Below are 26,646 nucleotides of genomic sequence, written 5' to 3' on the forward strand. Positions count from 1 at the left end.
CACTACGCCGGCGCAATCGCGCCTTGCATCTGGCCCCTGAGGCACTCACTATAAGTCACAAGATGAGTGACGGGGTACACTAGATTGCACTCCGAGACTTCGGGAATCGCTCGAATCGAGGCCTCGCTCGCCGGGGAGGGTGGCGCCCTTTGCAGGAGCGACATCACGGGGCCGGGCCGTTCCCGTGGCCCCTGACCGGTTGATACTGCCCATCACTGGCCGCGCTTGCGAAATCCCGGAATTCAGCGGTTGACCCGATCGAGACATCCGGCCACGTGGGGCAAGGCAAGCAGACGCGGATTCATGACCCGAAACCAAACCGGCGGCACGTAGGCCAGCAAGAACATCCCGAAATAGCCGGTCGGCAGGCGCGGCAGGTCATCGAAGTGACGCAGCGACTGGTAGCGCCGAACAGGATTGGCGTGATGATCGGAGTGACGCTCGAGATGAAACAGCAGCAGATTCGAAAAGATGTGATTGCTGTTCCATGAATGATGCGGCTGGCAGCGTTCGTAACTGCCGTCCGGACGTCGCTGCCTGAGCAATCCGTAGTGTTCCACGTAGTTGGCACTGGTGAGCTGGAACCAGGCCACCAGATTGTGAATCAGCAAAAACAGCAGGGTCGTGCCGCCAAACACCGCAATCAGCGACCCCTGCAGAAGCACGCTCAACAGCCATGACTGAATGATGCTGTTGCGCAGGCCCCATGGCCGGTGGCCGCGGCGACGCAGACGCCAGCTTTCAATGCGCCAGGCGCGCCGCAGTCCGCCCGGTATTTCGCGCAGCGCGAAGCGATAGATCGACTCACCCATGCGGGCGCTGGCGCAGTCGTCCGGCGTGGCGACATGCTTGTGGTGACCGAAGTTATGCTCGACCGTGAAATGGCCATAGGCCGGAACGGCCAGCGCGATTCGCGTCAGCAACTGCTCGATTGCGCTGCGCTTATGTCCCATTTCGTGTGCGGTATTGACGGCCAGCCCGGAAGCAAGTCCGGCAACCACCGCCAGCGCCAGCCAGCCCGGCAGACTCAGCCCCGCGGTTGCCGCCCACCAGACTGCGACGACCAGCGAGATGACATGCAGGGGCACGGTCAACCAGGTCAGCACACGATAGTAGTAGTCGTTCTCGAGCGCCGGTACCGTCTGTTCGGGTGGATTACTCTGGTCCTCACCGAATGCCCAGTCCAGCAGCGGACCCAGTCCGTAGCTGAAGATGATCGGCGCAATCAGCAGCCACTCGCTGCCGGTGACGTGATGAAGCCAGACGGCAGCCACCGGAAACAGCGGGTAGACGACCGAAAGCAGCCACAGGCTGCGCTTGCGGTCAACATATTCCGCCGGCCGGCCTTTTTCGTCGATATACGGATAGCTGCGTGCGAACATGGCGACACCTCCTGCTTTCAGCGACCATATTAACCAAACCGTAACCCCGGGATCTGCAATTCGGTTAGGATTGCGTCGTTTCACACACCCCCTGCCCGATCACATGCTCACCCTGCCCGACTCGCCGTTCAAGGCCTACGACATCCGCGGTCGCGTTCCGGATCAGCTCAACGAGGATCTGGCGCGCCGAATCGGCCAGGCGTATGCGCACGTCGTCCGCCCCGGCGGCCCGGTGGCCATCGGTCGTGACATGCGCCCGTCGAGCGAAGCCCTGGCCGCGGCGCTGGCCGAGGGCCTCAATCAAGCCGGTGTCGATACGCGCGATATCGGCCTGTGCGGCACCGAAGTTGTCTATCACGCCGCATCCCTGGAGGAAATGGGCGGGGGCATCATGGTTACGGCAAGCCACAATCCGGCCGATTACAACGGCATGAAGATGGTGCGGGAGTCCGCCATTCCGCTCAGCGGTGATTCCGGACTGGGTGATATCGAGCACCTGCTGGCGGCCGGTGAGAAATTCCGCTCGACCGGCCGTCGAGGCACCCACCGGCCGCTCGACGCATTCAGCGGTTACGTCAGGCGGGTGCGTTCGATGATCGACCGGCAGCGTCTCGGGCCGCTGCGGCTGGTTGTCAACAGCGGCAACGGCTGTGCCGGTCCGGCATTCGATGCCATCGTCGAAGGCCTGCCGTTCGAAGTCGTGCGCCTGCACCACAGGCCCGACGGGCGATTTCCCAACGGCGTACCCAATCCGCTGCTGCCGGAAAACAGGGACATCACGGCCAGGGCGGTCGTCGATAACAACGCTGATCTTGGCATTGCCTGGGACGGCGACTACGATCGCTGCTTCTTTTTCGACCATCGCGGCCGCTTCGTGGAGGGCTACTACCTGGTCGGCCTGTTCGCCCGCCAGCTGCTCGAGCGTTCGCCGGGAGAAGCGATCATTCTCGATCCCAGACTGACCTGGAACACCCTCGAGGAAGTGACTGCCGCCGGCGGTCGCGCCCTGATCAACAAGAGCGGCCATGCCTTCATCAAGGAGCGAATGCGGCGCGAGAATGCGCTCTACGGGGGCGAAATGTCGGCCCATCACTACTTCCGCGATTTTGCCTACTGCGACAGCGGAATGATTCCCTGGCTGCTGCTGGCCGAACGCATCGCCACGACTGGTCAGTCACTGGCCGACCTGGTTGACGCACGAATTGCGGCCTACCCCTGCAGCGGCGAGATCAATTTCCAGGTCGAAGATGCCGGGGCCGTGATCGATCGGGTGCTGACCCACTACCAGGCCGAACATCCCGATGTCGACCGCACCGACGGCATCAGCCTGGAGTTCACCCGCTGGCGCTTCAATCTGCGCACATCCAACACCGAACCGGTGATTCGGCTCAACGTCGAAACCCGCGGTGACACTGCCTTGCTGAGGGCCAGGACCGACGAACTCGGCGCACTCATCCAAGCACCGCCCGGCACCTGAGGCTCGCATCGCCGGATCAGGCCGATGCCAGCGTGGTCACCGACGACCGGCCTTCCGTCTCGACACGATTGCGACCGTTTTCCTTGGCCCGGTAAACGGCCCGGTCGGCACGCCGAAGCAGGGCGTCCCAATCGTCGCTGTCGTGCTGCAGGGTCGTGATCCCGAAGCTGGCCGTGACCACAATGGATCGCCCGCGGAATTCCACCGGATGCTCGGCCAGCGCATGGCGCAGGCGCTGGGCAACCTGCCGGGCTGTGGACATGCCGGCGTCCGGCAACAGCACCAGAAATTCCTCACCGCCGATGCGAAACACGATATCGGCATCCCGCACCGTGGCACGCAGGCGGCGGGCGACACTGCGCAGCACGAAGTCACCGGCAGCGTGGCCATGGCCGTCATTGACCTGCTTGAACCAGTCCAGGTCCAGCGCAACCACCGACAGCGGCCGTTGGCTGCGCGAGGCACGAATCAGCTCACGCTCAGCGACGTCTTCAAGCGAGTAGCGGTTGAGCAGCCCGGTCAAGGCGTCGTGTCGCGCGAGATACTGCAGGTGAATCTCCTTGTAGCGAAACAGCAGCAGCGCCAGTGCACCGGCCAGGCCCAGGTAAAACAGCACGCTGGCCAGAAATACTGGCGCCAGCACCGGACTGCGCTCCGGCTGCCCGGCAAGATCGTAGTCGAGCAGCAGATAGGCGAAGCGCAGGCACAGGAATCCGGCATAGCCAATCAGCACTGCGGCGACCGCTGCCCGATAGCGCCTGAGCGGCCGATCGTCGCCCTGGAATAACCAGCATGCCGACATCGCGGCGATCGCCGTGTAAAGCATCGAAATCAAACCGACGCGCAGCAACACGCTGTGCTGCATCAGTGGAACGGTCAGGATCAGGAGGACGACCAGCAGGCCAAGCAGGACGACCGCCCGTGTCGAGCGATCCCGGCGCAGGTGATCCTGGATGCCCAGCAGCACCATTCCATGTCCCAGCGCAATGGCACCATTGGCCAGGGCCAGCCCGATCACCGATACGGCCGGACTCGCCGGCACCATGGTCAGCAGTCCGACGAGATGCCCGACACAGAAGAACACGCCGGCCAGCGCCCAGTCGCGCACCGCGCGCTCGCGGTTGCCCGCCAGATGGATGCCGGTCATGACCACCGCAAGAAACAGCGCGCACAGCGCCGCCACGAATACCAATGTGAACGCATCGAGCGAGCGGAACACCGCGCCTCCCTCCCCACCCCCGGCGGGAACCCTGACTGCCACCCGGACCGGCCTCCCGGCCCGGCTCAAACCATTGCCTTTTCCAGATTACGCCGGCCAGGACCGGTTTTCAAGGTGTAGCCTTGTCCAATGACACATGAGCCTGAACGGGGCACGCGTTTCCAACGAGAAGTGAGCCTGAAGGCGATTCGGGGTCCGGGATCATCGGAGGATGATCGTGACTCTCACAACGCAAGGGCTCCAGACCCTGGACCAGGTCCGGAATTTTGTCGACCACAGGGAGCCACTCGGCTTCGAGCCGCCCGACACGGCCCGCGCCCGGACAGGCGGATGCTCAGTCGGTCATCAGCTCGGCAATGGTTGCCACCGGAGCCGAGCCGAAGCTCAGAAACTCGTTGTGGAAGGCTTCCAGGTCGAACGCATCGCCCTCGATCTGCCGGCGGCGCTCCCGCAGGTCCCGTATCTCTGCGTAGCCGGCATAGTAAGAGGTCAGCTGAACCTGGCTCAGCGTGACGCGCAGCCACTTCTGCTCTGCCTCGGAGCGCTCCTGGAACGCCTCTTCCTGCATCATGCGAAGGGCCTCATCGCGCTCCATGCCGAGCACGTGGACCGAGTAGTCAAGTATTGCGTTGGACACCACCCGCAGCAGCCATTTGCCGTGCATCAGCCACAGCTCGGGCGCATGGTCGCCCCAGCCCTGCTCAAGCATCATGCGCTCGGCATAGACCGCCCAGCCTTCGATCATCGCCCCGTTGCCGAACAGGCTCTTGACCAGACTCGGTGACCGGTTGGCGTGCAGGAGCTGGGTGTAGTGCCCCGGGATGGCTTCGTGGATATTGAGTATCTGAAGCATCCATTGGTTGTACTCGCGCAGATAGCTCGCGGCCTGATCGGGGCCATAGGACTCAAGGGGCGTCACGTTATAGTAGGTTTCAGCGCCCGGGTTGAACGGCCCCGGCGCGCTGACCGAGGCAATCGCGCCGGTGCCCCGCATGTACTCCGGCGTCTCTCGCACCACCAGCGGCTTGTCGGGATCCTGCTCGAGCAGTCGGTTGGCGCGCACGAATTCAGCCAGCCGGGGGATCTGGCGGCGTATCTCGTCGATGAATCCCTCGAGCGGGACCTGTTCGTCCGAGAGCCGCTCAATCAGGCCGGAGATGCGCTCCAGGGGTGCGTCGGGCAGCGGTTCATCCGGAAAATAGCGCGGCCACAGCTCAACCGCCAGCTCGTCCATTTCCGCGTGCAGACGCGCCTTTTCGGCGAGCGCGCGCTGATAGAGCTCCGCTGCACTGAACGCAGACTGGATATCCAGGGCAAACTTCTGCTCGTAGAGCATCTCCCCAAGCCGAAACGAACGCGCATGACCGGCATCGGCCAGCTCATCGCGCAACCGCTCAAGCCAGCCAATCCAGTCGATGACGGCGCTGCGGGCGCTGGCGATGCGCTCATCCAGCGTCCTGCGCTGCTCGTTTGACAGCTCGGCGGCAGCGGCACGGGTCGCGATTGATTCAAACAGCGCCAGTGCGCCCTGGTTCTGGCGAATGGCCAGCTCGGTGTGCTGCAACGTCGGTGATTGCAGGCTGCGCCGGGCCACGTCATAGTAGGCTTGCACGTTGTCCAGCCGACGCCCGATCAGAACCAGTCGCTGTTCGAGTGGCGCAAACTCGGTATTGAGGAGCACACCGATCGGTCCGGCTACGTTGTAGCGAGACGGCTGCCACTCCCAGCCACGATAGGTGTTCAGGTACCACTGCATCGATCTCAGGTGATTCTCGAGCAGGTCGTAGTCCGCCCTCGAATGCGGCGAAAGGGCCAGGCGATCGAAGTCGGCAAGCCGAGCCAGCGCGTCACTCAGGAAAGCATCAGCGCGACCGCGATATTCAGCGTCTGGAATGGTCAGCCGATCGGCCTTGGCGTAGTCACCCTGATAGATCGCCCATTCCGGATTGAGCGTCAGCATGTCGTCAATCAGCGACTGCGCCAGCACTTCGAAAGCAGCCTCGGGGTGCGCCGGTGCCGCCTGCTCCGTGCTCACATCCGGCCCGACCGAATCAGCTTGGCCAGCCGGCCCTGCCGCGCCGGAAACGGGTGATTCCTGCCGGCAGGCCACCAGGACAAACAGGGCAAGGCCCGCAAGGCTTACAAGTCGCATGGGATCTTTCCCTCACAAATCGTGTTTTGGCATCCTACTCCAGATGGGCAGCAGCCGTCGGCTTTGCTATCATTTCGCCCATGAACCCGCTGCCGCAGACTTATCGCGAAGAAATCGCCAACGCGCTGACGCACGGGCTTGGCGTTATCCTGTCGATTGGTGGCGGTGCCGTACTTATCACGCTGACTTCACTGATGGCCGGCGTGCGGGAGGTCATCAGCGTATCGATCTTCGTCGCTTCGCTGGTGCTCCTCTACACCGCCTCGACGCTGTATCACTCGGCGCGTTCAGCACGCTGGAAATCACGCCTTAAAATACTCGATCATTGCGCCATCTTTCTGCTGATTGCCGGCACCTATACGCCGTTTACCCTGGCGGCGATGCGCGGCGGCTGGGGCTGGTCCCTGTTTGGCGTCATCTGGGGGCTGGCCGTGATTGGCATCGTCCTCAAGCTGTTCTTTACAGGGCGCTATCAGCGCCTGTCGACGGCGACCTATATCGGCATGGGCTGGCTGGCCATCATCGCCTTTGCACCCCTGGCCCAGGCCCTGACACCGGCCGCTCTGGCATGGTTGATCGGCGGAGGCCTGCTCTACACCACCGGCACCCTGTTCTACCATGCGCGCCGCCTGCCCTATGCGCATGCCGTCTGGCACCTGTTTGTTCTCGGCGGCAGTGCTTGTCATTTCGCCGCCGTCACGACCCAGGTGATTGCAGCATCTGCCTGAACCGGATCGGGTCGACCACCAGACCGGCGATTTCTTCTGCCGGTGCGGCCTGGCTGAAGAAATAACCCTGAAAACAGTCACAGCGTTCAGCGGTTAGAATATCGAGCTGCTCGAGCGTTTCGACCCCCTCGGCAACCACCTTGAGCCGCAGCCGGTGCGCCATGCGAATGATGGCCGAGACCAGATCGCGATTGGATGTGTTGACAACCAGGTCCCGGATGAACGAGCGGTCGATCTTGAGCGTATCGAGATCCAGCGTTCTCAGATAAGCCAGCGAGGAATAGCCGGTTCCAAAATCGTCGAGCGAGACGTGAACCCCCATCGCACGCAGGCGCTTGATCACGTCACGGCCGGCGCGCAGCTGCTCCATGAGCATGGACTCGGTAATCTCGAGATGCAGCAATCCGGGATCCAGACCCGTGTCGGCCAGCACCCGCTCGACATGATCGACCAGCCTGCCGGTCTGGAACTGCCGTGCCGACAGATTGACCGCAACCGGCAATCTCCCGAGGGTCGCTTGCCAGTCGGCTGCCTGCCGGCAGGCTTCGCGCAGCACCCAGTCTCCGATCGGAACGATCAGTCCACTCTCCTCGGTGGCGGCAATGAATTCTGACGGCAGAACGAGGTCGCCGCCGGCCGGCTGCCAGCGCAGCAGGGCTTCCACCCCGCCGACGCGGTAGTCGTCCGAAACGCCGATGATCGGCTGGTAGTGCAAGACAAACTCACCCGCGTCCAGTGCGCTGCGAAGATGTGCATCGAGCTGCAAACGGCGACTGGCCGTCTTGACCAGCCCCGATGAAAAGAAATGCCAGGTGTTGCGGCCCGACTCCTTGGCCTGATACATGGCCGCGTTGGAGTATTGCAGCAGCTCGGTAACCGTCGATGCGTCCTTCGGAAACAGGGATATTCCGATACTGGCGCTGACGTAAACCTCAGCCTGGTTGGCCAGCAGGAAGGGCTCGGAAATGGATCGAAGCGTCGCGGCCGCGAGATCCGAGATCTGGCCGGCATTGCCGGCATTGTCCAGATACATCACGAATTCGTCGCCACCCAGGTGCGCCAAGCCGGCAGCCGCGGGCAAACCGTTGCGAAGTCGTCGCGCCACCAACACCAGCAAATCGTCACCGATCGGATGGCCGAAACTGTCGTTGACGTTGCGAAACCGGTCAAGGTCAATGTAGAAAACGGCCAGCACACGATCATCATCCGGTTCACGATCCAGCAATCCGCGCAGCGTCTCCTGCAGGCGCAGGCGGTTGGGCAAGCCGGTCAGGGCATCATGATAGGCCAGGCGCTCCATCCTGCGGTGAGCACGCTTGAGGTCCTCGATATCGGTAAAGATCCATGCATGGCGGTTATTGCCGAGATCATCGCTGCCAATACGTGTCGCCGTAGCCAGGAACGGGCGCTCGCCGTCGTCGGCGGACTGCATCCAGATCTCGCCGTTCCAGTAGCCGCAATCGGCCATCTCGCCGTTGATCCGCGCGAAAAAACGCCGATCGTGCCGATCTGACATGAGCAGGGACAGCTCCATGCCCTCGAGCGAACGCTGGGAACGCCCGATCAACGCCTGAAACGCGGGATTGACCGAGACCACGCGCTGTCGATGATCGCTGATGATCACACCATCGTGGGTGCGCTCGAACACAACCGCGCTCTGGCGCAGCTGGCGAATCAGGCCAGCCTGATCCTCGAGCGCGCGCCAGCTCAGCCAGAACACAAGAATGGCACTGGCCAGCACGAACACCCAGCCCTTGTAGGTCTGCAGCGTGGTCATCAGGAAGGGATCGTCAGTGATCGCACGCAGCGCGGCATCGCTGAAGAATATCCACAGCGCGCCCGCAGCGGCATATATCATCGCCACCTTGAGCGCATAGCTGCCGGTCAACTTCATCGGCTTCACTCCCCCGGGCCCCTTGACCGGGAAGAACTTTCACGATCGACTCGGCCCGAGGATTTACTATACTACGTCTGCAAGTCGTTATCATCGCCCGTGGCACCGACCACGAACCGGTTTGGTCTCATCCGGAGTCATCGCTCATGTTCAAGTCGATTTCCATGCTTCGCCTCGCGCTTACGGCGTTCACCATCGGGCTGATAGCCGCCTGTGCCACGAGCCCGTCAAACGACTCTCTGATTACCGACTCACGCGCCGCGCTGCAGCGCTTCGTCGACCGTGACCCCGACCTGCAGCGCTGGGTTGATCAGGCCTACGGCTACGCGGTTTTCCCCGATATCGGCAAAGGTGGCTTTTGGGTTGGCGGCGGGTTCGGCCGGGGCATCGTGTACGAACAGGGCAAGCCGGTGGGCCGCACCAGCGTGTCCCAGGCAACCATCGGTGCGCAGATCGGCGCACAGTCCTACAGCCAGGTGATTTTTTTCCGCGATGAATCGGCGTTGCGCAGCTTTCAGCGCGAGAACTTCGAGTTTTCGGCCCAGGCAACCGCCGTCGCCGCCACGGCTGGCGCAGCAGCAACCACCAGCTATGAACGCGGCGTGGCCGTGTTCATCATGTCGCGCGGCGGCTTGATGGCCGAAGCCACTGTCGGCGGCCAGAAGTTTCGCTACTGGTCGTTATAAACCCGCCTGATTCACCACCCGCGCTGCTGCGAGGACAGAAGCTCAACCAGCGACATTCTCCGAGACGGTCCCGTCGAGAAACTGCAGTCGCGCCAGTCTGGCATACAGCGGGCTTTGCTCGACCAGCTGGTCGTGGCGTCCCTCGGCAACCACCCGGCCCTGGTCGAGAACAATGATGCGGTCAGCGCGGCGCACGGTGGCCAGCCGGTGGGCAATGACCAATACGGTCCGGTTCTCTCCGACATCGTTGAGGGCTTCCTGAACCAGGCGTTCACTCTCCGCGTCCAGGCTGGCCGTGGCCTCGTCGAGCAGCAGCAGCGGTGGCTCCTTGATCAGGGCACGGGCAATGGCAATGCGCTGTCGCTGGCCGCCAGACAACCGAATGCCGCGCTCACCAAGAAAGGTGGCATACCCGTCTTGCCAGCGCTCGACGAACTCGTCAGCATGTGCGGCCCGGGCCGCGGCGCGAATGCACGCGTCATCGAACTGCTCAACCCCGTAGGCAATGTTGTCGGCGGCCGACCCCGAGAACACCACGACGTCCTGCGGCACAATGCCAACGCTGCGACGCAGCACCGTCAGGTCGAGTTCGCGCACATCGATACCGCCAACCTGCACGCGACCTGCATCCGGGTCATAGAAACGCAGCAGCAGCTGGAACAGCGTCGACTTGCCGGCACCTGACGGGCCGACGACCGCCACCGTTTCACCAGGCGGTATGCTCAGCGACAGGCGGTCAAGCACCGGCTCCTGCGGGCGCGTCGGATAGGCGAAACTCACCGCATCAAAACAGACACCGAGCGGTCCAGCCGGCAGCGCAACCGCCTGCCTCGGCGATTGAATGGCCGGCTCGGCATCGAGCAGCTCCGCCAGTCGCTCCATTGCGCCTGCGGCCCGCTGCAGCTGGCTCCAGATTTCGCTGAGGCTGGCAGTCGATCCCGCCGCAATGGCAGCATACAGCACGAATTGGCCGAGCTGACCGGGGCTCATGCCGCCCGTCAGCACCGATCGCGCACCCAGCCACAGCACGAAGGTAACGGCACCGAAAGTCATCAGGATGATCAATACGATCAACAGGGTGCTGGCGCCGATCCGGCGGCGTGCCGCGGCAAAAGCAGCCTCAACGGCTGACGAAAAGCGCTGCTGTTCACGCGCCTCCTGGGCAAATGCCTGGACCGTCTGGACCGCGTTGATCGACTCATCACCGATGGCCGAGAAATCCGCAACCCGGTCCTGGGCGCTGCGCGACAGGCGGCGCACCCAGCGGCCCAGAACCATGACCGGCATAATGATGATGCCAATCAACAGGCCGATGACGCCGGCCAGCGAAGGCGCGGTCACGATCAGTGCAATGGCACTGGCCACCAGCATGACCAGATTGCGAACGCCGAACGACACGGTCGAACCGACCAGCGTCTCGACCAGAGTGGTATCGGTATTGAGCCGCGACAACACCTCACCGGTGCGCGTGGTGGCGAAGAACTCCGGGCTCATGGCCAGTACCCGCCGGTAGACAGCCTTGCGAATATCCGCCACGACCCGCTGGCCAAGCCAGCTGACCCAGTAAAAACGCAGCCCGCCGCCGACGGCCATCGTTGCCGCAGCGCCGAACAGCAGCCAGAACCAGCGGTTGATCCGGGCGATGTCATCAGCCATGAAGCCGCGATCGATCACCTGCCCGACCGCTGCCGGAATGGCCAGTGCACCGGCTGCGGATATCAGCAGGAACAGGGCGGCCAGGCCGATCTGCAGTCGATAACGCGCCACGAATGGCCGCAAGGACCGCAGCGAGCTGAACTGGCGCGACGCAGGCCGTTGATCGGCGTCAGTCACCGGCACGCTCCCGACCCGCGCAGCAAACGAGAATTGGCGGGTATTGCTCGAGTATCAACTGAGACCTCCACTTTCAAATCGCGTTACACAATTATTGACCGCGTCTAGACGGGTATGCGGGCCCGTCTGGCCTGGCTCCATCCGGCCCAGGAAAACATGACCAGCGCAGTCCAGATACAGCCGAACGTAATGGCGTGGTCAACGGTAAACGGCTCGCCGAAAAGAAACACGGCCAGGCAGAACGTCATGCTTGGTGCCAGGTACTGCATGATACCTATGGTACTGAGCCTGAGGCGCCGCACGCCGGCGGCAAACAGCACCAGCGGCACCAGGGTGATCAGACCGGTGCCGATCAACAGCGCGGTCTCGGCGATATCTGCGGGATCAAACTCGAGCTGAAGCCGTCCCGCCAGCCCGTAGAGCCAGACCAGCGCCAACGGCGCCAGGATCAGTGTCTCCCAGAACAGTCCGACAATGGGCCCGACATCGGTTTTTTTTCGAACCACGGAATAGGCGGCAAAGCTGCCGGCCAGAGTCAGCGCAATCCACGGAAACTGCCCAACGCGCACCGTCATGTAGACCGTGCCAACGGCCGCCAGCACGACAGCGGCTGACTGCAGCCGGCCGAGTGTTTCCCGGAACACGATCATGCCCAGCACGACATTGACCAGCGGATTGATGAAGTAACCCAGACTGGTCGACAAGACCCGGCCGGTATTGACGGCGTAGACGAAGGTCAGCCAATTCACGGCAATCAGGGTGCCGCTGATTGCCAGCGCGGTGAGCACCCGGCGTGACACGTGCAACCGCTTCAGCGCACGGCGGCCGTCACGCAGCAACAGCAACAGCGCCAGAAAGAGCAGCGACCAGATCACACGATGGGCGATAATCTCATCGGCGCGGACGTGTCCCAGCAGCTTGAAGTAAAGCGGCGCGAGGCCCCAGACGCCAAAGGCACCCAGTGCAGCAAGAAACCCCAGCAGTTCTTCTCGTCGATCCGTCACGGTAGTCTCCCGACCGGCCTCAGCGAAAACAGCGACGCTCGCCCGCACCGCTCTGCCCCGCCGGCGCATGGGCCGGCGCCGTCGTTTGGCGATGCGCCGATCACGGATGACTGGGCAGGATGCGCGCCTTGAAAACGGGCCGCAGAGCATAGCATGCGCAGTGTCTGGCAGAACCGCAATAATCGTTGCCATGCGGCGCGCGATCAGCGCCAGTTGGGCGATGACTGGTTTGCATCAATTGATACAAAATGTTATAAGCAGCACAAATCAGGATGCGCCGGGTGGGGGCAGAATACTTGACCGAATCAGCCGTCCGGCAGCCTGCATCAGCGGCGGTTGCGGCGGCAACAGTTTAATGTGATACGACATCATGGAGGTCGATCCACATGCAACGGATGCACGCCAGGCAACACAATCCACACCTCTTGAAGCGAATGACAGGCCTTTATTTGCCGGCAGCCGTATTACTGCTGCTGCTTTCCGGCTGGGCGTTCGGCGCTGCGTTTATCGCCGTGGTTCCTGACCAAGCCATTGATAGTGACGGCAACCGCGCCACCACCACCCCCTTCGGAGCGAGTTCCGAGTGCGCCGACGGGTTCCGGTACCAGCAGGTCATCGAGGGCGATCGCGTCGGTGGCGGTCGCATCAGCGCCATCGCATTTCGCCTGGACGCTTCCGAGCCAGGCGACGTCGGGCCATTGACGTTTCCCGGCAGCATGGTGCGGCTGGCGTCGACCGCTGCGTCCCCGACAACGATCAGCAGCGTGTTCGACAACAATCTCGGTGCCGACACGACCGTCGTTTTCACCGGCGACCTGGTGGCCAGCGCAACCGCCGGCGGGTCCCCGACCGCGTTCGATTTCGAGATCCCCATCGAGGCACCGTTCGACTTCGATCCGGCCGACGGCAACCTGCTGATCGAGCTGACCGCCGAAAACTGCCCGCCCGGCGTGAGCGCAGAGTTCGACGCCGACAACCGCGGGCTGGGCCACGCCGTTGCCTGGGACCACGCCAGCAGCACGGCCGATCAGGTCGCCACGCGCGGGCTCGTGACGCAGTTGTTGCTTGTCTCTGGATCCGGCGTGATCGCGCCGCTCTACAACTGTCCTGCCAATTCTTCTTCTGGCGATAACCTGACCCGCGGTTTCTACGTCGAGAACTTCCCGGCGCGCGAGCTCGACAAGGTGACAATGACTTATCACATGCCAGCGGCCGGCACCTACACGGTCCGCATGACGGCGCGGGAAAACACCTATGACGGGCGCATCATCGGTGGCCCCAGAACCCGGACCTTCAATACCGGAACCGGCGGAACCCGCGCCGAGATCACCTTTGACTTCGGCAGCGCAACCGTGACCGAAGGGTCGACGGTCACCTTTAGCCAGGAGCTGCTCGACTCGCCCAGCGGTAGTCTGTTCTACAACCTCGGAGACGGACCCTGCGCGGATATCGTCCAGACCGAAGGCACGACGCCGCCGCTGGACACGGTCCGAAAAGATCGGGTTGCGGTGACGATCGAGGCGGAAACACGCATCCGCGGCATTGGCGGCAACTGGTCGGTCGTCGGCCATGACGGCGAAGGCTTCATGATCGACGTCACCCAGCACGACGGCACGCTGGTCGTGATCTGGTTCACCTACGATTTCGACGGCAATCAGATGTGGTTGATCGGCACGGATCCCGATTTCAGCGGCAACAGCGCGCACATGACGCTCAGTCGGGTCACCGGCCCCAGCTTCGGGCCCGATTTCTCACCTGCCGATGTGATCACCGAGTCCTGGGGCACGCTGACGATCGTGTTCGAGGACTGCGGCGGGGGCCGCGTCACGTTCAATTCGCTGGCCGGCTTCGGCGCCGGCGCCTACGACATCATGCGGGTCTACGACACCGAGCAGGCCAGCTGCCCTTAGGGAGCCCCGAAACAACTATGCGCGGGCCCTTAGTGAGCCTCTGAACAACTCTGCGCCGGCGCGCAGAGTTGTTCAGAGGCTCCTTAGCTCTTAGCCGCGTCGCTTCGATGCGGCCAGCAACTGCTCGATCCGCTCGCCGGACTCCGATGAGGTGTCGTGGAGGAATTTCAGCGTCGGCGTCACCCGCAGGCGAATTCGCCGACCCAGCTGGTGACGTACCTGACCGGTGTGCTCGTTGAGAAAAGCGATGATCGCCGGCGCCTGCTCGATCTCGAGTACGGCGACGTGAACCTTGGCGTGTGAGAGATCCCGCGACACCTCGACGTCAGTCACGCTGATCAGGCCGGCCGGCAGCTCGTACTCGAACTCGCCCTGAAGGATCTCTGCAATTTCACGCCGCAGCAGCCCGGCGACGCGCTCACTGCGGGAATGGTTCATTCGTCCAGTGTACGCTGCACTTCAATCCGCTCGAAGCACTCGATCTGGTCGCCCGGCTTGACGTCGTTGTACTGCTTGACGCCAATCCCGCACTCGGTTCCGGCCTGGACTTCGCTGACGTCATCCTTGAAGCGTCGCAGCGATTCGAGCTCGCCTTCGAAGATCACCACGTTGTCACGCAGTACGCGAATGGGGTTGGCGCGCCTGACCGCGCCCTCGACGACCAGACAGCCGGCGATCGCGCCCAGCTTGGACGAGCGGAAGACGTCCTTGACCTCGGCCAGACCTATGATCTGCTCCTTGGTTTCGGTACCCAGCAGCCCGGAGATGGCCTTCTTGACGTCGTCAATGGCATCGTAGATCACGCTGTAGTAGTTCAGGTCCAGGTCGGCTTCCTGGATGATCTTGCGGGCACTGGCATCGGCGCGCACGTTGAAGCCGATGATGATGGCACCGGAGGCCTGGGCCAGGCTTGCATCCGACTCGGTAATACCACCCACGCCGGAGGCGATGACGTTGACCCTGATTTCTTCGTTCGACAGTCGGGTCAGGGCATCTCTCAAGGCCTCGACCGACCCCTGGACGTCGGCCTTGATCACCAGATTGACTGCCTGTTCCTCGCCGCTGGATTCGCCCATCTGATCGAACAGGTTCTGCAGCTTGGCGGCCTGCTTTTCCGCCAGCCGCCCCTCACGCGCGGTCTGTTTGCGCTGCCCGGCTGCCTCACGGGCCTTGCGTTCATCGGCCACGGCGATGACGTCATCACCGGCGTTGGGGACACCCGACAGACCCAGCACTTCGACCGGAATCGACGGGCCGGCTTGTTCGATCGCCTCACCGGTCTCGTCAAACATCGCCCGAACGCGACCGTATTCCTCACCGGCCAGTATCATGTCACCACGTTTGAGCGTGCCGTCCTGAACCAGAACCGTCGCCACCGGACCGCGCCCCTTGTCCAGGGCCGATTCAACCACCACGCCGCGACAGCGACGATCAGGCACGGCCTTGAGCTCGAGCACCTCCGACTGCAGCAGGATCGACTCAAGCAGCTTGTCGATGCCCTCGCCGGTGACCGCCGAAACCGGCACGAAGATCTCTTCACCGCCCCAGTCCTCGGGCACCACCTCTTCGGCGGCCAGTTCGGACTTGACGCGGTCCGGATCGGCCTCCGGCTTGTCCATCTTGTTGACCGCCACGATCAGCGGCACACCTGCCGCGCGAGCGTGCTGAATCGCCTCTTTGGTCTGCGGCATGACCCCGTCATCGGCAGCCACGACCAGCACGACGATATCGGTCGCCTGCGCCCCGCGCGCGCGCATCGAGGTAAATGCCGCGTGCCCCGGCGTGTCCAGGAAGGTCACCACGCCGTTTTCGGTTTCAACGTGATAGGCGCCGATGTGCTGGGTGATTCCTCCCTGCTCTCCGGCAGCCACACGGCTGCGTCTGATGTAGTCAAGCAACGATGTCTTGCCGTGGTCGACATGCCCCATGACCGTGACGACCGGCGGTCGGGGGACCTCAGTACCTTCAGCCGCCTCGTCTTCTGCCGCGAGCTCCTGTTCGATGTCGGTTTCTTCGGCCGGCCGTGCTTCGTGACCCATTTCCTCGACCACCAGAATGGCCGTTTCCTGATCGAGCGGCTGATTGATCGTCACCATCGTGCCCATGTTCATGAGCACCTTGATCAGGTCGCCGGCCTTGACCGCCAGCAGTTTGGCCAGCTCACCCACGGTAATGGTCTCGGGAATTTCGACCTCGCGTTTGACCGGCGCGGTGGGCTTCTGAAAGCCATGCTCGGTAGCGACACTGGCCATCTTGCCCCGCCCACCCTTGCGGCGCGGCTTGCGCCGCTTGCTTTTTGGCGCGATGTGCAATTCCTTGCGGCCGTAACGAGTCGCCGTTTCTTCTGCGCCAGTGCGCTCCCCGACGGCCTTGCGCTCGGCTTCCTTCTCCGCGGCCTGGCGCGCCACCTTCTCCTCGACACGCTGCTGCGCTTCGGCTTCAGCGCGGGCCCGTTCCTCTTCCTTGCGGCGGGCTTCTTCCTCAGCCTCGCGCCGCTTGCGCTCTTCCTCTTCCGCGCGCGCCTGCTCCTCCTGCTCGCGCTGTCTGCGCTCAGCTTCCTCGCGCTCGAGGCGTTCTGCTTCCTCGCGTTCACGGCGGGCGGCTTCCAGCGCTTGCTGAGCCGCCTCACGCTCGGGATCAGCGCGTTCCTGTTCAGCGATATCGCTTCGCTTGACGTAGGTGCGTCGCTTGCGTACCTCGACGTTGACGGTTCGTGACGGTGCCGCGCCCCGCGTGCGCGTCCGGCCAGCACCGCCAGTCGGCACCCGTAGCTCGCTGATGCTCTTGCGCTTGAGCGTCACCTTGCTTGGCCGGGTCGATTCCTCGACGTCGCCCTTGCCATGGCTGGAGCGCAGGTACGACAAAAGCTTGATCTTGTCGTCATTGGTCACCGCGGCATCCGGATCATCGACCTGAATGCCGGCCTCGTTGAGCTGGGCAAGCAAGCGTTCGACGTCGACACCCAGCACTTCAGCCAGTTGCGTAACAGTGACCTGAGACATGTGCTCCTTCCTCGATCCTCTCTTATTCCTCGGCAAACCAGTGAGCACGCGCCTTCATGATCAGATCGGCGGCAAGCTCTGGGTCGAGATCCTTGATATCTTCCAGTTCGTCAACCGCGCATTCTGCCAGATCGTCCCGCGTGCGGATGCCCTGTTCGGCCAGCCGAAACGCGAGCTGCTCGGTCATGCCATCGAGTTCCAGCAAATCCTGTTCCGGGCGGTGCTCTTCAAGCTCCTCCTCGGATGCAATCATCTGCGTGAGCAAGGCGTCCCGGGCGCGCTGCCGCAATTCGGCAACCACCGCTTCGTCGAACTCCTCGATCTGGATCAGTTCAGACTCCGGAACGTAGGCCACTTCCTCAACGTTGGTGAACCCTTCCTGGACCAGAATCGATGCCACCTCTTCGTCAACATCGAGCTTCTCCTTGAACATCTCGAGAATGGTCCGCGTCTCGGATTCGCTCTTCTGTTCGGCCTGTTCGATGGTCATGACGTTGAGCGTCCAGCCGGTCAGCTCCGATGCCAGGCGCACGTTCTGTCCACCGCGACCAATGGCCTGGGACAAGTTCTCCTCTTCGACGGCGATATCCATCGAGCCGGCGTCTTCATCGACGACAATCGAATGCACCTCGGCCGGGGCCATTGCGTTGATCACGAACTGCGCCGGGTTCTCATCCCACAGAATGATGTCGATCCGCTCGCCGGCCAGCTCATTGGAAACGGCCTGTACCCGCGAACCGCGCATGCCGACACAGGCTCCAATCGGATCGGTACGATCATCCAGAGCGTGCACGGCAATCTTGGCACGCCGACCCGGATCGCGGGCCGCACCCTTGATTTCAATCAGATTCTGGCCAAACTCGGGCACTTCCAGCTTGAACAGCTCGACCAGAAATTCCTTCATCGTGCGGCTGACAAACAGCTGTGGCCCGCGTACCTCGGGTCGCACTTCGTAGAGATAGCCGCGCACCCTGTCGTTGATGCGCGCCGTTTCACCCGGAATGGTATGACGCGACGGGATGAAGGCCTCGGCGTTCTCGCCCAGGTCCAGCATGATCCCCCCTCGCTCCATACGCTTGATCTGGCCGTTGATCAGCTCGCCGATGCGATGCTGGTAGGCTTCGACGACCTGGGCGCGCTCGGCTTGCCGTACACGCTGCACGATAACCTGCTTGGCAGCCTGCGCCGCGATACGGCCGAATTCGGGTGGCTCCATGGGTTCCTCGATGAAATCACCAACCTCAAGATCGGCATCGAGCTTGCGTGCCTCACTGAAGCGAATCTGACGATCTTCCGATTCGAGCTCGGCTTCATCCTCATCGTCCGAGATCACCTCCCAGCGCCGAAAGGCCTCGTACTGTCCGCTGTCGCGGTCGATGGCAACACGCACATCGATATCTTCGGGATGCCGGCGACGTGCTGCCGAAGCCAGCGCCGCCTCGATGGCCTCGAAGATCGTCTCCCGGCTCAGGCCCTTTTCGTTGGAGACGGCCTCGACGACCTGAAGGATTTCCTTGCCCTTGTTCATCTCTGCCTGGTTCCGCAATCCAATTGAATTTGCTGTCACGATTTGCGCTGCTGTCTGAGCAACGCATCCAAATCCGGCGCCAGCGCCGCACGCTGAATATCTTCAAGCGGCAGCGCCACGATCTCGCCGTCAACCTCCAGTCTGACCTGCTGGTCGTCGGCACCCACAATCCGGCCATTGAACTTGCGCCGACCGGCCATGGGCACAGCCAGCACGACGCGCGCATCCTCGCCGACAAACCGAAGATAGTGCGCCGCTTCGAAAAGCGGCCGCTCGATGCCCGGCGAAGAGACCTCCAGCGTGTACTGGCCCTTGACGGGATCTTCGACGTCGAGCAGCGCCGAGACCTCATGGCTGACGCGCTCGCAGTCATCCACGCCAATGCCGCTGTCCGGCCGATCGATATAGATGCGAATCAGCCGATTCTTCGGATTGGACAGGTACTCCAGCCCGACAAATTCGTAGCCGAGATCCTCGATCAGCGGCACGACCAGCGTTTCCAGTTTGTCGGTGACGGCCACAAGCATCCTCCAGCAACGCTGCCGCGGTGACGTCTGCAGCTCTTAACGAAAAAAGCCCCTGGTACCAGGGGCTTTCTTCTTCTCCAGAAACCTGGTAGCGGGGGCAGGATTCGAACCTGCGACCTTCGGGTTATGAGCCCGACGAGCTGCCAGACTGCTCCACCCCGCAATCGAGCTCGCTATTATAGGGTCTCATTGGATTTGGCGCAAGGCCAGGCCCCGTGAAGCACCGCCGGGCGCCGAGATACCGGCTGAAACTGTTCATCAACCGCCGAAACGAACGACCAGCGCCACCAGCGCCGACAGCACGACAGCAATCACCAGCAGTCCCCGGAGCATCGCTCGTCGCGCACGCTCTCCACCCTGGTCCTCGAGCCGGGCCAGTGCTTCGGCACTCAGGGGTGCTTCCACTTGATGCTCGGGATCAGCAAGCAGCGCGGCTGCATCCTCGTACTGATGCGGGAGAATCGCCCACAGAGCTGCCCGAAAGCGCCCCTGGTGGGCGAGATTGAGCCGTAGCGATGTCATGTCGGTAACGTGCGCGGCAATGCCGCGTGAACGCAGGAAGGCCGCGCGCTCCTCCGCCTCGGACCGGCTTTCGAATTTCGCAATACGTTCCATCACATCACGCTACCATGCCAGGCGTGACCGACTCGAGGACATCATCATGATCGTACTGCATCATCTCCAGGACTCGCGCTCGCAGCGGGTGCTCTGGCTGCTCGAGGAACTGGGCGTCGACTACGAGATTCACTACTACCAGCGCGACCCCGGAACCAACCTCGCCCCGCCCGAACTGCGCGAGGTTCATCCACTCGGCAAGTCTCCGGTGATCACCGACAACGGACGAACACTGGCCGAATCCGGCACCATCATCGACTACCTCGCCCGCAGCTACGGCAACGATCCATGGACCCGCGATCCGGGGGACGCCGACTACTGGGATTACGACTACTGGATGCATTATGCTGAAGGCTCACTGATGCCACCTCTGCTGGTCCAACTCATTTTCAGCAAGGTACGCAGCAGCGCTCCGTTTTTCGTCCGACCGATTGCTGCCGGCATCGCCGATCAGGTCGACAAGGCATTCACCAGCGGCCAGATCCGAACCCACTGCCGCTTTGTCGAAGCCCACCTGGCCGATCGCAAATGGTTTTTGGGCAATGCCATCAGCGCTGCAGACATCCAGATGAGCTTCCCGCTTGAAGCCGCGCTCGGACGCGCCGTTCCGGCCGAAGACTATCCCCACATCGCCGATTATGTGCGCCGCTTTCAGCGCCGCCCGGCCTACCGGCGCGCGCTCGATGCGGTCGAGGACCACTATGCCTACGGTCCGGACCATCTCGGGGGAGATTGAATCCGGCCGATCCTGCTGGCAGCCGAATCGCCTGTCTGTGCCATCCCGCCGGGTTAAGATCAGCGAATCTGCACCAGCCGGAGATCATCATGCCCGCTTCCATATCGTTGCCGAAGCACACGTTTGCCGTGTTCCTCTTTGCGCTGACTCTCGCCATACCTGCCGCCGCCCAGAACACCGCCAAGCCGATCCTGCATGGCAAGGCATGGGTCGCAGTTACCGGCAAGCCGCTGGGCGCTACTGCCGGCGCCAGGATCTTCGAGCGCGGCGGCAACGCCGTGGATGCGGCAGCCGCAATGCTCGCGGCCACCGCCACCATGTGGGACACGCTTGGCTGGGGCGGCGAAACCCAGGCGCTGATCTACAACCCCGAGACCGGCGAGGTGATCGGAGTCAACGGCCTCGGCATCGCGCCAACCGGCGCAACACCGGCGTTTTTCCGTGAGCAGGGAATGCTTTACCCGCCCGAGTTCGGGCCACTCGCCGCCACCACCCCGGGCACGCCCGGCGCGCTGATGCAGATGGTCGCCGAATACGGGCGTTTGAGCCTCGCTGAGGTGCTGGCGCCGGCCATCGACATGGCCGACGGCTACCCGATCGAAAAGTCCCAGGCCGACAACATGGAGCGTCGCCGCGAGGTGATCGAGCGGTGGCCAAGCTCGATCAGGGTCTTCCTGCCCCACCACGACCCGGACAACCCGGATCGGCGCGCCGCCCCGCGCGAGGGTGAGATTTTCCGCCAACCCGACCTCGCCGCGACGCTGCGAAAACTGGTCGAGGCCGAGCAGCAAGCCCTGGCAACGGGCCAAACCCGGAAGGCGGCCATCCAGGCCGCCTACGACCGCTTCTATACCGGTGATATCGCCGAGGAAATCGTGCGCGCTACGCGTGAGGCAGGTGGCCTGTTCACCCTTAAAGACCTGGCCGGATGGGAGATGAAGTTCGAGGCGCCAGTATCCACCAGCTACCGCGGCATCGACGTCTACAAGCTCACCGTTTGGACGCAGGGCCCGGTCATGCTGCAGGCACTCAACATTCTCGAGGGCATTGACCTCAAGGCCATGGGCTACAACTCCACGCGCTATATCCACACGCTCTACCAGGCCATGAACCTGGCCTTCGCAGACCGTGACTTTTACTACGGCGATCCCTACACCCCGCCGGCAGAACCGGTCGAAGGTCTGCTGTCGAAAGAATACGCCGCCGCAAGACGAAAGCTGATACCGGCCGATCGCAACCTGACCGACTACATCCCGGGCGATCCCTATCGCTTCCAGGCCGGCGACAACCCGCATGAGGCGCTGCGGCGTAACTGGCGGCTCAACCCGCCGGCGGCGGATGCCGCGGGACAAGAAGGCTTTCAGCAGGCAAACATCCTGACTGCGGATGAAGCCTTTCGCGCCGGCACCACCTCGATCCAGGCCGCGGACGCAGACGGCTGGGTGGTCTCGGTCACCCCGTCGGGTGGCTGGATACCGGCCTTCATCGCCGGCGAGACCGGCATTGGCCTGAGCCAGCGCATGCAGAGCTTCGTCCTCGACGAGGCGCTCAATCCCTACAACGTGGTCGCGCCCGGCAAGCGTCCGCGGGTAACGCTCACGCCGTCGATGGCGCTCAAAGACGGCAAGCCGCTGCTGGCGTTCTCGGTCCAGGGTGGCGATACCCAGGATCAGAATCTGCTCCAGTTCTTCCTTGCGATGGTCGAGTGGGACATGAACGTCCAGCAGGCCGCGGAGGGCCGGGGCAACATCATGAGCTACCAGATGCAGAGCAGCTTCGGCGCGCACCAGGCCGAACCCGGCCGGCTGGAAGTCCCGCGCGAGATGACCACACCGCACACCCGCGAACAGCTCGAGAAGATGGGCTACCGCGTCGAAGTGGTCGATCGCGTCTACAACCCGACCACCGCCATCTGGTTTGATTCTGACAACGGCACGATGCAGGGCGCGGCCAGCGATTTCGGCGAGGATTATGGCATCGCCTGGTAGCGATGATCGCCGCGACATCTATCCGGACGCGCTGCGTGCACTGGCGCTGACCGTTGTCGTTTTTGGCCACTGGATCGCCACTCTGCCGCGCATGGAGGGCGGAACCCTGGTAGCCACTGATCACCTGCTCAAGCTCTGGCCTGCCGCCGGCTTTCTGACCTGGGCAGTGCAGGTGGTGCCGCTGTTCGTGTTCGTGTCGGCCGCGGTCAGCGCCGATGGCGTCGCGCGGCGCCTGGCCCACGGGCATTCGCAGCTGCACTGGTGGGGTAACAGAGCCCTGCGGCTGGCACGGCCAACCGTGACCTACCTCGTCGCCCTGACCCTGCTTGCAGTCCTGGCCAGGTTCTCAGGCGGACGGTTACTGGGCAATTTCAACGAATCGCTGACGATCCACCTGTGGTTTTTGATCATGCTGCTGGTCATCCAGGCGCTGCTGCCGCTTGGCATCCGGGCCGATCGGCGCTTCGGGCTTGGCGCCGTTATCGGTCTGATCCTTATTGCCGGCGCGGTGGACGTCATTCGCGCCGGGGCCTACTGGCCGACACTCTGGCCGACACTGGGTGCGCGGGTCACGGGCACCGACGGTGGCATCGGCTGGGTCAACGCGATTGTCGTCTGGCTGCTGCCGCAGCAACTTGGTATCGCCTGGCACAGGCAACGCTTTCGCGGCGCGCTGTGCGGCCTGGGGCTGGTCCTGTTGGGTGGCAGCTGGCTGTACGGATCGATACTCAGCGGATACCCGGTTGGCATGGTCGGCGTCGATCTGGACGGCAACAGCAACATGCTGCCGCCAACCCTGGCGCTGATCGGCGTGATGTGGCTTCAGGTCGGCCTGGTCCTGCTGTGCGAGCGGCCGGCACGCTGGCTGCTCGACCGCGAGCGCCTGGCCGGAACGGTTGCCTTTCTTGGCGCCTTCGGCATGCCCCTTTATCTGTGGCACAAGCTGGCTGAACTGCCGGCTGCCTGGCTGGGCGAGACAATCGGCGCGCCGATTGACGCCGGCCTGCCTGGCGCAGCCGGTTTCTGGGCCGGTCGATTGTGGTGGATCGGCCTGTGCCTGCTGATGGTCGTTCCAGTGCTGGCCGCGGTGGCATGGATCGAAACACGCCGCAGGCCGAAAGTGCCTGGCGCCGATTCAACCCTCGCCGTTGTCGCGGGCGGAACGGTGCTGCTGGCCGGCCTGGGCGCGGCCCTGGTCCAGGGCGCCATGCCCGGCGCGATGATTGGCCTGGTGGGCGTGGCCGCAGCCTCGCTGCTGCTGCGCAGAAAAGCCACGCCCGGTGCCCATTCGTCAGCGGCCTAGTGGGCTAGTGTACCCCGTCACTCATCTTGTGACTTATAGCGAGTGCCTCAGGGGCCAGATGCAAGGCGCGATTGCGCCGGCGTAGTGGGGCTACGTCAAGCAATCGCAACGCCGCAGATGGCCCCTGAGGCGCTCGCCCGACCGGGAGCGCCGTACAAGCCCGATCGCGGCGTTGACGCTCTTGCAAAGGGCACCACCCTTCCCGGCGAGCGCCGCCTTGCGCTCGGGCTTGTACGGCGCTCTATAAGTTACAAGATGAGTGACGGGGTACACTAGAATTTCCCCATCGACTCCTTACCCATTGAGCGACAATGGACCCGATCATCCTGTTCTTCTTGCTGGGCCTGGCCGCCGGACTGCTGAAATCGGAACTGCGGCTACCCTCGGCCGTCTACGAACTGGTGTCCATCCTGCTGCTGCTGTCGATCGGACTCAAGGGCGGCATGGAGCTCCAGCGGCAGCCGTTTCTGGAACTGGCGCCCGACATCTTGGTCACCATCGCGATCGGCCTGGTGCTGCCGCTGGTTGCATTTCCGCTGCTGCGTCATGTGGGCCGATTTGCCCGCCCCGATGCCGCTTCCATTGCCGCTCACTACGGTTCAGTCAGCGTTGGCACCTACGCGGTGGCCATCGCCTGGCTGACCACCCGCAACATTCCCTACGAGCCACACATGCCGCTGTTGCTGGTCGTCCTGGAAATTCCGGCCATTCTGGTCGGGATCGTGCTGGCGCGTGGTTTCACACGTGACACCCGCTGGGGCAAGGTTGCCCACGAGGTCTTTCTGGGCAAGGGGATCGTGCTGCTGATCGGTGGTCTGTTGATTGGCTGGCTGTCCGATCCCGAGGGGCTGGTGTCCATCGAACCGTTGTTCGTGGATCTGTTCAAGGGCATTCTGGCCATCTTTCTGCTCGAAATGGGACTGATCGCCGCGGCGCGTGCCGGCAGCCTGCGCCGCTACGGTCTGTTCCTGGTCGGCTTCGGTCTGATCATGCCGCTGTTCGGCGCGCTGGTGGGCGCGCTGGCCGGACAACTGATGGGGTTTACCGCCGGCGGCACCATGGTGATGGCGGTGATGATCGCCAGCGCCTCCTATATCGCCGTGCCCGCAGCCATGCGCATTTCCGTGCCCGAAGCCAATCCAACGCTGTCGCTGACTGCATCGTTGGGCATTACATTTCCGTTCAACGTCATCGTCGGCATTCCACTTTACTGGCGGCTGTCGAACTACATTCACCAGATCCTTTAGGAGGCTCCCGGCCATGACGACCGACCCCGAATTCCGTCGCAAACTGCTGACCGTGATCACCGAAGCCGCGCTGGAGACTCACCTGACCCGCGACCTGGAGCAGCTCGGCGCACCCGGTTACACCATTGCCAACGCCCGCGGCAGGGGTCAGCGAGGCGTGCGCAAGGCCGGCTGGGAGGCCGACAGCAATATTCGGGTAGAGATCATCTGCGACGAGACCACAGCACGCCGGATCGCAGCGCATCTGCGCGAGCGCTACTACGACAACTACGCCATGATTCTGACGCTGACCGACGTCGAAGTGCTGCGACCGCAGAAGTTCTCCTCGTGATCCGGCTCGGTACGGGTGACGATGATCTGGATCGCGCAGCCGCCCTGCTGCGAGGGGGCGAACTGGTCGCCATTCCCACCGAAACGGTCTACGGCCTGGCCGCCGATGCCGCCAATGCCGGGGCGATACAGCGCCTCTTTGCCGCCAAGGGGCGCCCGGCCGATCATCCGCTGATCGTCCACCTGCCCGACATCGACAGCCTGAATACCTGGGTAGCCGAGATACCCGCCACGGCCCGACAACTCGCGCAGGCATTCTGGCCTGGCCCGCTGACCCTGATCCTGCCGCGAACGCGGGGCGTTGCCGACATGATCACCGGCGGCCAGGACACGGTCGGCGTGCGCGTCCCCGGCCACCCGATCGCGCTGCGCCTGCTCGGACGCTTCGGTCGCGCCGTGGTCGCACCTTCAGCCAACCGCTTCGGCCGCATCAGCCCGACCAGCGCCGATCATGTCGTCGCGGAGTTCTCGGACGGCGATGCGGTTGCCGCGGTCGTTGACGGCGGGCCATGTCCGGTTGGGGTCGAATCGACCATCGTCGACTGCAGCACCGCGCGCCCGCGCATCCTCCGGCCCGGCATGATCGGCATCGAACAGATCAGCCGGGTTCTGGGCATGTCGCCCCGGGTCGCCGACCCGCTGGAAGGCCCGCGGGCATCAGGCCGACTGGCCTCGCACTATGCGCCGGAGACCCGCATCGAACTGGTCGACGCTGTTGTGCTGTCCCGGGCCGATTCGGGCGCCGCTGTCCTGGCGCTTGACAGCACGACCGATCCCGGTGAGTTCCGTGCCTGGCGGTCGCTGCCGTCCGATCCGGCAGCCTATGCGCGGGGGCTGTATGCGTCACTGCGCGCGCTCGATGCGGTCGGTGCCGAACGCATTCTGGTCCAGCGTCCGCCCGACGGTCCCGGCTGGGCGGCAGTTCATGATCGCCTCCAGCGAGCCGCTGCCTGAATTCAGCCTGTTTCTGCCGGGATCCGGTCATGACGGGCAGATCGGCTGCTGCAGTCATCGAGTCGCGTGATAGGATTCAAACATGCATACCGTTTGCGTTTGAGGGACCATGCGGGCATCTGAAGCAGGAA

The 26,646-nt window shown here is 63.3% G+C and carries 21 protein-coding genes and 1 tRNA gene; 10 read left to right on the forward strand and 12 right to left on the reverse strand.

Annotated features, from left to right (window positions below):
* Positions 1–242: 242 nt before the first annotated feature.
* Positions 243–1,382, reverse strand: coding sequence for an alkane 1-monooxygenase (locus HND55_12285; GenBank protein ID QKK03367.1), 1,140 nt, complete (start codon positions 1,380–1,382; stop codon positions 243–245).
* A 103-nt stretch (positions 1,383–1,485) separates the two neighbouring features.
* Here HND55_12285 and HND55_12290 point away from each other — a divergent pair, with 103 nt between their 5' ends.
* Positions 1,486–2,859: a phosphomannomutase gene (locus HND55_12290; protein ID QKK04099.1), complete on the forward strand. Its 1,374-nt coding sequence runs from the start codon at positions 1,486–1,488 to the stop codon at positions 2,857–2,859.
* 16 nt (positions 2,860–2,875) lie between these two features.
* Here the strand turns inward: HND55_12290 and HND55_12295 are convergent, their stop codons facing one another.
* Both HND55_12295 and HND55_12300 read right to left on the reverse strand, forming a co-directional pair.
* Complete coding sequence (locus HND55_12295; protein ID QKK03368.1) at positions 2,876–4,078, reverse strand: GGDEF domain-containing protein; 1,203 nt, start codon at positions 4,076–4,078, stop codon at positions 2,876–2,878.
* A gap of 334 nt (positions 4,079–4,412) precedes the next feature.
* Complete coding sequence (locus HND55_12300) at positions 4,413–6,230, reverse strand: DUF885 domain-containing protein (protein QKK03369.1); 1,818 nt, start codon at positions 6,228–6,230, stop codon at positions 4,413–4,415.
* A gap of 80 nt (positions 6,231–6,310) precedes the next feature.
* On the opposite strand from HND55_12300, the gene HND55_12305 reads away from it, so the two are divergent.
* Positions 6,311–6,958, forward strand: a complete 648-nt coding sequence (locus HND55_12305; GenBank protein ID QKK03370.1) for a hemolysin III family protein — start codon at positions 6,311–6,313, stop codon at positions 6,956–6,958.
* Here HND55_12305 and HND55_12310 read toward each other — a convergent pair.
* Entirely contained in the window at positions 6,927–8,852 is a 1,926-nt protein-coding gene (locus HND55_12310) for an EAL domain-containing protein (GenBank protein ID QKK03371.1), read from the reverse strand. The genes HND55_12305 and HND55_12310 overlap by 32 nt on opposite strands.
* Before the next feature lie 164 nt (positions 8,853–9,016).
* Between HND55_12310 and HND55_12315 the strand changes: the two genes are divergently transcribed.
* Positions 9,017–9,538, forward strand: coding sequence for a hypothetical protein (locus HND55_12315; protein QKK04100.1), 522 nt, complete (start codon positions 9,017–9,019; stop codon positions 9,536–9,538).
* Positions 9,539–9,580: 42 nt separating this feature from the next.
* Here the strand turns inward: HND55_12315 and HND55_12320 are convergent, their stop codons facing one another.
* Both HND55_12320 and rarD read right to left on the reverse strand, forming a co-directional pair.
* The gene (locus HND55_12320) at positions 9,581–11,371 is read right to left on the reverse strand and encodes an ATP-binding cassette domain-containing protein (GenBank protein ID QKK03372.1); all 1,791 of its coding nucleotides are present in this window, start codon (positions 11,369–11,371) and stop codon (positions 9,581–9,583) included.
* Between the two features lie 104 nt (positions 11,372–11,475).
* Positions 11,476–12,444 carry an EamA family transporter RarD gene (gene rarD / locus HND55_12325; protein QKK03373.1) on the reverse strand — a complete coding sequence of 323 codons (969 nt, stop codon included), beginning with the start codon at positions 12,442–12,444 and terminating at the stop codon, positions 11,476–11,478.
* Between the two features lie 356 nt (positions 12,445–12,800).
* Between rarD and HND55_12330 the strand changes: the two genes are divergently transcribed.
* Entirely contained in the window at positions 12,801–14,285 is a 1,485-nt protein-coding gene (locus HND55_12330; protein QKK03374.1) for a hypothetical protein, read from the forward strand.
* A gap of 90 nt (positions 14,286–14,375) precedes the next feature.
* Here the strand turns inward: HND55_12330 and rbfA are convergent, their stop codons facing one another.
* The 6 genes from rbfA to HND55_12360 form a co-directional block, all read right to left on the reverse strand.
* Complete coding sequence (gene rbfA / locus HND55_12335; protein ID QKK03375.1) at positions 14,376–14,723, reverse strand: 30S ribosome-binding factor RbfA; 348 nt, start codon at positions 14,721–14,723, stop codon at positions 14,376–14,378.
* Positions 14,720–17,287, reverse strand: coding sequence for a translation initiation factor IF-2 (gene infB, locus HND55_12340; protein QKK03376.1), 2,568 nt, complete (start codon positions 17,285–17,287; stop codon positions 14,720–14,722). The genes rbfA and infB overlap by 4 nt, the downstream gene beginning before the upstream one ends.
* Before the next feature lie 22 nt (positions 17,288–17,309).
* On the reverse strand, positions 17,310–18,815 hold the full coding sequence (nusA, locus tag HND55_12345; protein ID QKK03377.1) for a transcription termination/antitermination protein NusA: 1,506 nt from the start codon (positions 18,813–18,815) through the stop codon (positions 17,310–17,312).
* Between the two features lie 35 nt (positions 18,816–18,850).
* Positions 18,851–19,336, reverse strand: coding sequence for a ribosome maturation factor RimP (rimP, locus tag HND55_12350; GenBank protein QKK03378.1), 486 nt, complete (start codon positions 19,334–19,336; stop codon positions 18,851–18,853).
* 92 nt (positions 19,337–19,428) lie between these two features.
* Positions 19,429–19,505, reverse strand: a tRNA-Met gene (locus HND55_12355).
* 95 nt (positions 19,506–19,600) lie between these two features.
* Entirely contained in the window at positions 19,601–19,957 is a 357-nt protein-coding gene (locus HND55_12360) for a hypothetical protein (GenBank protein ID QKK03379.1), read from the reverse strand.
* A 46-nt stretch (positions 19,958–20,003) separates the two neighbouring features.
* Between HND55_12360 and HND55_12365 the strand changes: the two genes are divergently transcribed.
* The 6 genes from HND55_12365 to HND55_12390 all read left to right on the forward strand — a co-directional run bounded on the left by HND55_12365 (position 20,004) and on the right by HND55_12390 (position 26,515).
* The gene (locus HND55_12365) at positions 20,004–20,693 is read left to right on the forward strand and encodes a glutathione S-transferase (GenBank protein ID QKK03380.1); all 690 of its coding nucleotides are present in this window, start codon (positions 20,004–20,006) and stop codon (positions 20,691–20,693) included.
* Between the two features lie 89 nt (positions 20,694–20,782).
* A complete protein-coding gene (locus HND55_12370; GenBank protein ID QKK03381.1) occupies positions 20,783–22,681 on the forward strand; it encodes a gamma-glutamyltransferase family protein in 1,899 nt (632 codons plus the stop codon).
* Positions 22,665–23,984, forward strand: a complete 1,320-nt coding sequence (locus tag HND55_12375) for an acyltransferase (GenBank protein QKK03382.1) — start codon at positions 22,665–22,667, stop codon at positions 23,982–23,984. Before HND55_12370 ends, HND55_12375 begins: the two co-directional genes overlap by 17 nt.
* 311 nt (positions 23,985–24,295) lie before the next feature.
* The gene (locus tag HND55_12380) at positions 24,296–25,231 is read left to right on the forward strand and encodes a sodium-dependent bicarbonate transport family permease (GenBank protein QKK03383.1); all 936 of its coding nucleotides are present in this window, start codon (positions 24,296–24,298) and stop codon (positions 25,229–25,231) included.
* A gap of 13 nt (positions 25,232–25,244) precedes the next feature.
* Entirely contained in the window at positions 25,245–25,562 is a 318-nt protein-coding gene (locus HND55_12385; GenBank protein ID QKK03384.1) for a transcriptional regulator, read from the forward strand.
* Positions 25,559–26,515: a threonylcarbamoyl-AMP synthase gene (locus HND55_12390; protein ID QKK03385.1), complete on the forward strand. Its 957-nt coding sequence runs from the start codon at positions 25,559–25,561 to the stop codon at positions 26,513–26,515. Before HND55_12385 ends, HND55_12390 begins: the two co-directional genes overlap by 4 nt.
* Positions 26,516–26,646: the final 131 nt, after the last annotated feature.

This window comes from Pseudomonadota bacterium (assembly GCA_013285445.1).
Classification (GTDB): domain Bacteria; phylum Pseudomonadota; class Gammaproteobacteria; order Xanthomonadales; family Wenzhouxiangellaceae; genus Wenzhouxiangella.

Bases quoted from the DNA above. Each gene is read 5' to 3' on its own strand.
- HND55_12310 (QKK03371.1), bottom strand. From the start codon at position 8,852: ATGAAGTTGACCGGCAGCTATGCGCTCAAGGTGGCGATGATATATGCC.
- HND55_12375 (QKK03382.1), top strand. From the start codon at position 22,665: ATGGCATCGCCTGGTAGCGATGATCGCCGCGACATCTATCCGGACGCG.
- HND55_12380 (QKK03383.1), top strand. From the start codon at position 24,296: ATGGACCCGATCATCCTGTTCTTCTTGCTGGGCCTGGCCGCCGGACTG.
- infB (QKK03376.1), bottom strand. From the start codon at position 17,287: ATGTCTCAGGTCACTGTTACGCAACTGGCTGAAGTGCTGGGTGTCGAC.
- HND55_12360 (QKK03379.1), bottom strand. From the start codon at position 19,957: ATGGAACGTATTGCGAAATTCGAAAGCCGGTCCGAGGCGGAGGAGCGC.
- HND55_12370 (QKK03381.1), top strand. From the start codon at position 20,783: ATGCCCGCTTCCATATCGTTGCCGAAGCACACGTTTGCCGTGTTCCTC.
- rarD (QKK03373.1), bottom strand. From the start codon at position 12,444: ATGCGCCGGCGGGGCAGAGCGGTGCGGGCGAGCGTCGCTGTTTTCGCT.
- HND55_12315 (QKK04100.1), top strand. From the start codon at position 9,017: ATGCTTCGCCTCGCGCTTACGGCGTTCACCATCGGGCTGATAGCCGCC.
- HND55_12290 (QKK04099.1), top strand. From the start codon at position 1,486: ATGCTCACCCTGCCCGACTCGCCGTTCAAGGCCTACGACATCCGCGGT.
- HND55_12285 (QKK03367.1), bottom strand. From the start codon at position 1,382: ATGTTCGCACGCAGCTATCCGTATATCGACGAAAAAGGCCGGCCGGCG.
- HND55_12305 (QKK03370.1), top strand. From the start codon at position 6,311: ATGAACCCGCTGCCGCAGACTTATCGCGAAGAAATCGCCAACGCGCTG.
- rbfA (QKK03375.1), bottom strand. From the start codon at position 14,723: ATGAACCATTCCCGCAGTGAGCGCGTCGCCGGGCTGCTGCGGCGTGAA.
- HND55_12300 (QKK03369.1), bottom strand. From the start codon at position 6,230: ATGCGACTTGTAAGCCTTGCGGGCCTTGCCCTGTTTGTCCTGGTGGCC.
- nusA (QKK03377.1), bottom strand. From the start codon at position 18,815: ATGAACAAGGGCAAGGAAATCCTTCAGGTCGTCGAGGCCGTCTCCAAC.
- HND55_12365 (QKK03380.1), top strand. From the start codon at position 20,004: ATGATCGTACTGCATCATCTCCAGGACTCGCGCTCGCAGCGGGTGCTC.
- HND55_12385 (QKK03384.1), top strand. From the start codon at position 25,245: ATGACGACCGACCCCGAATTCCGTCGCAAACTGCTGACCGTGATCACC.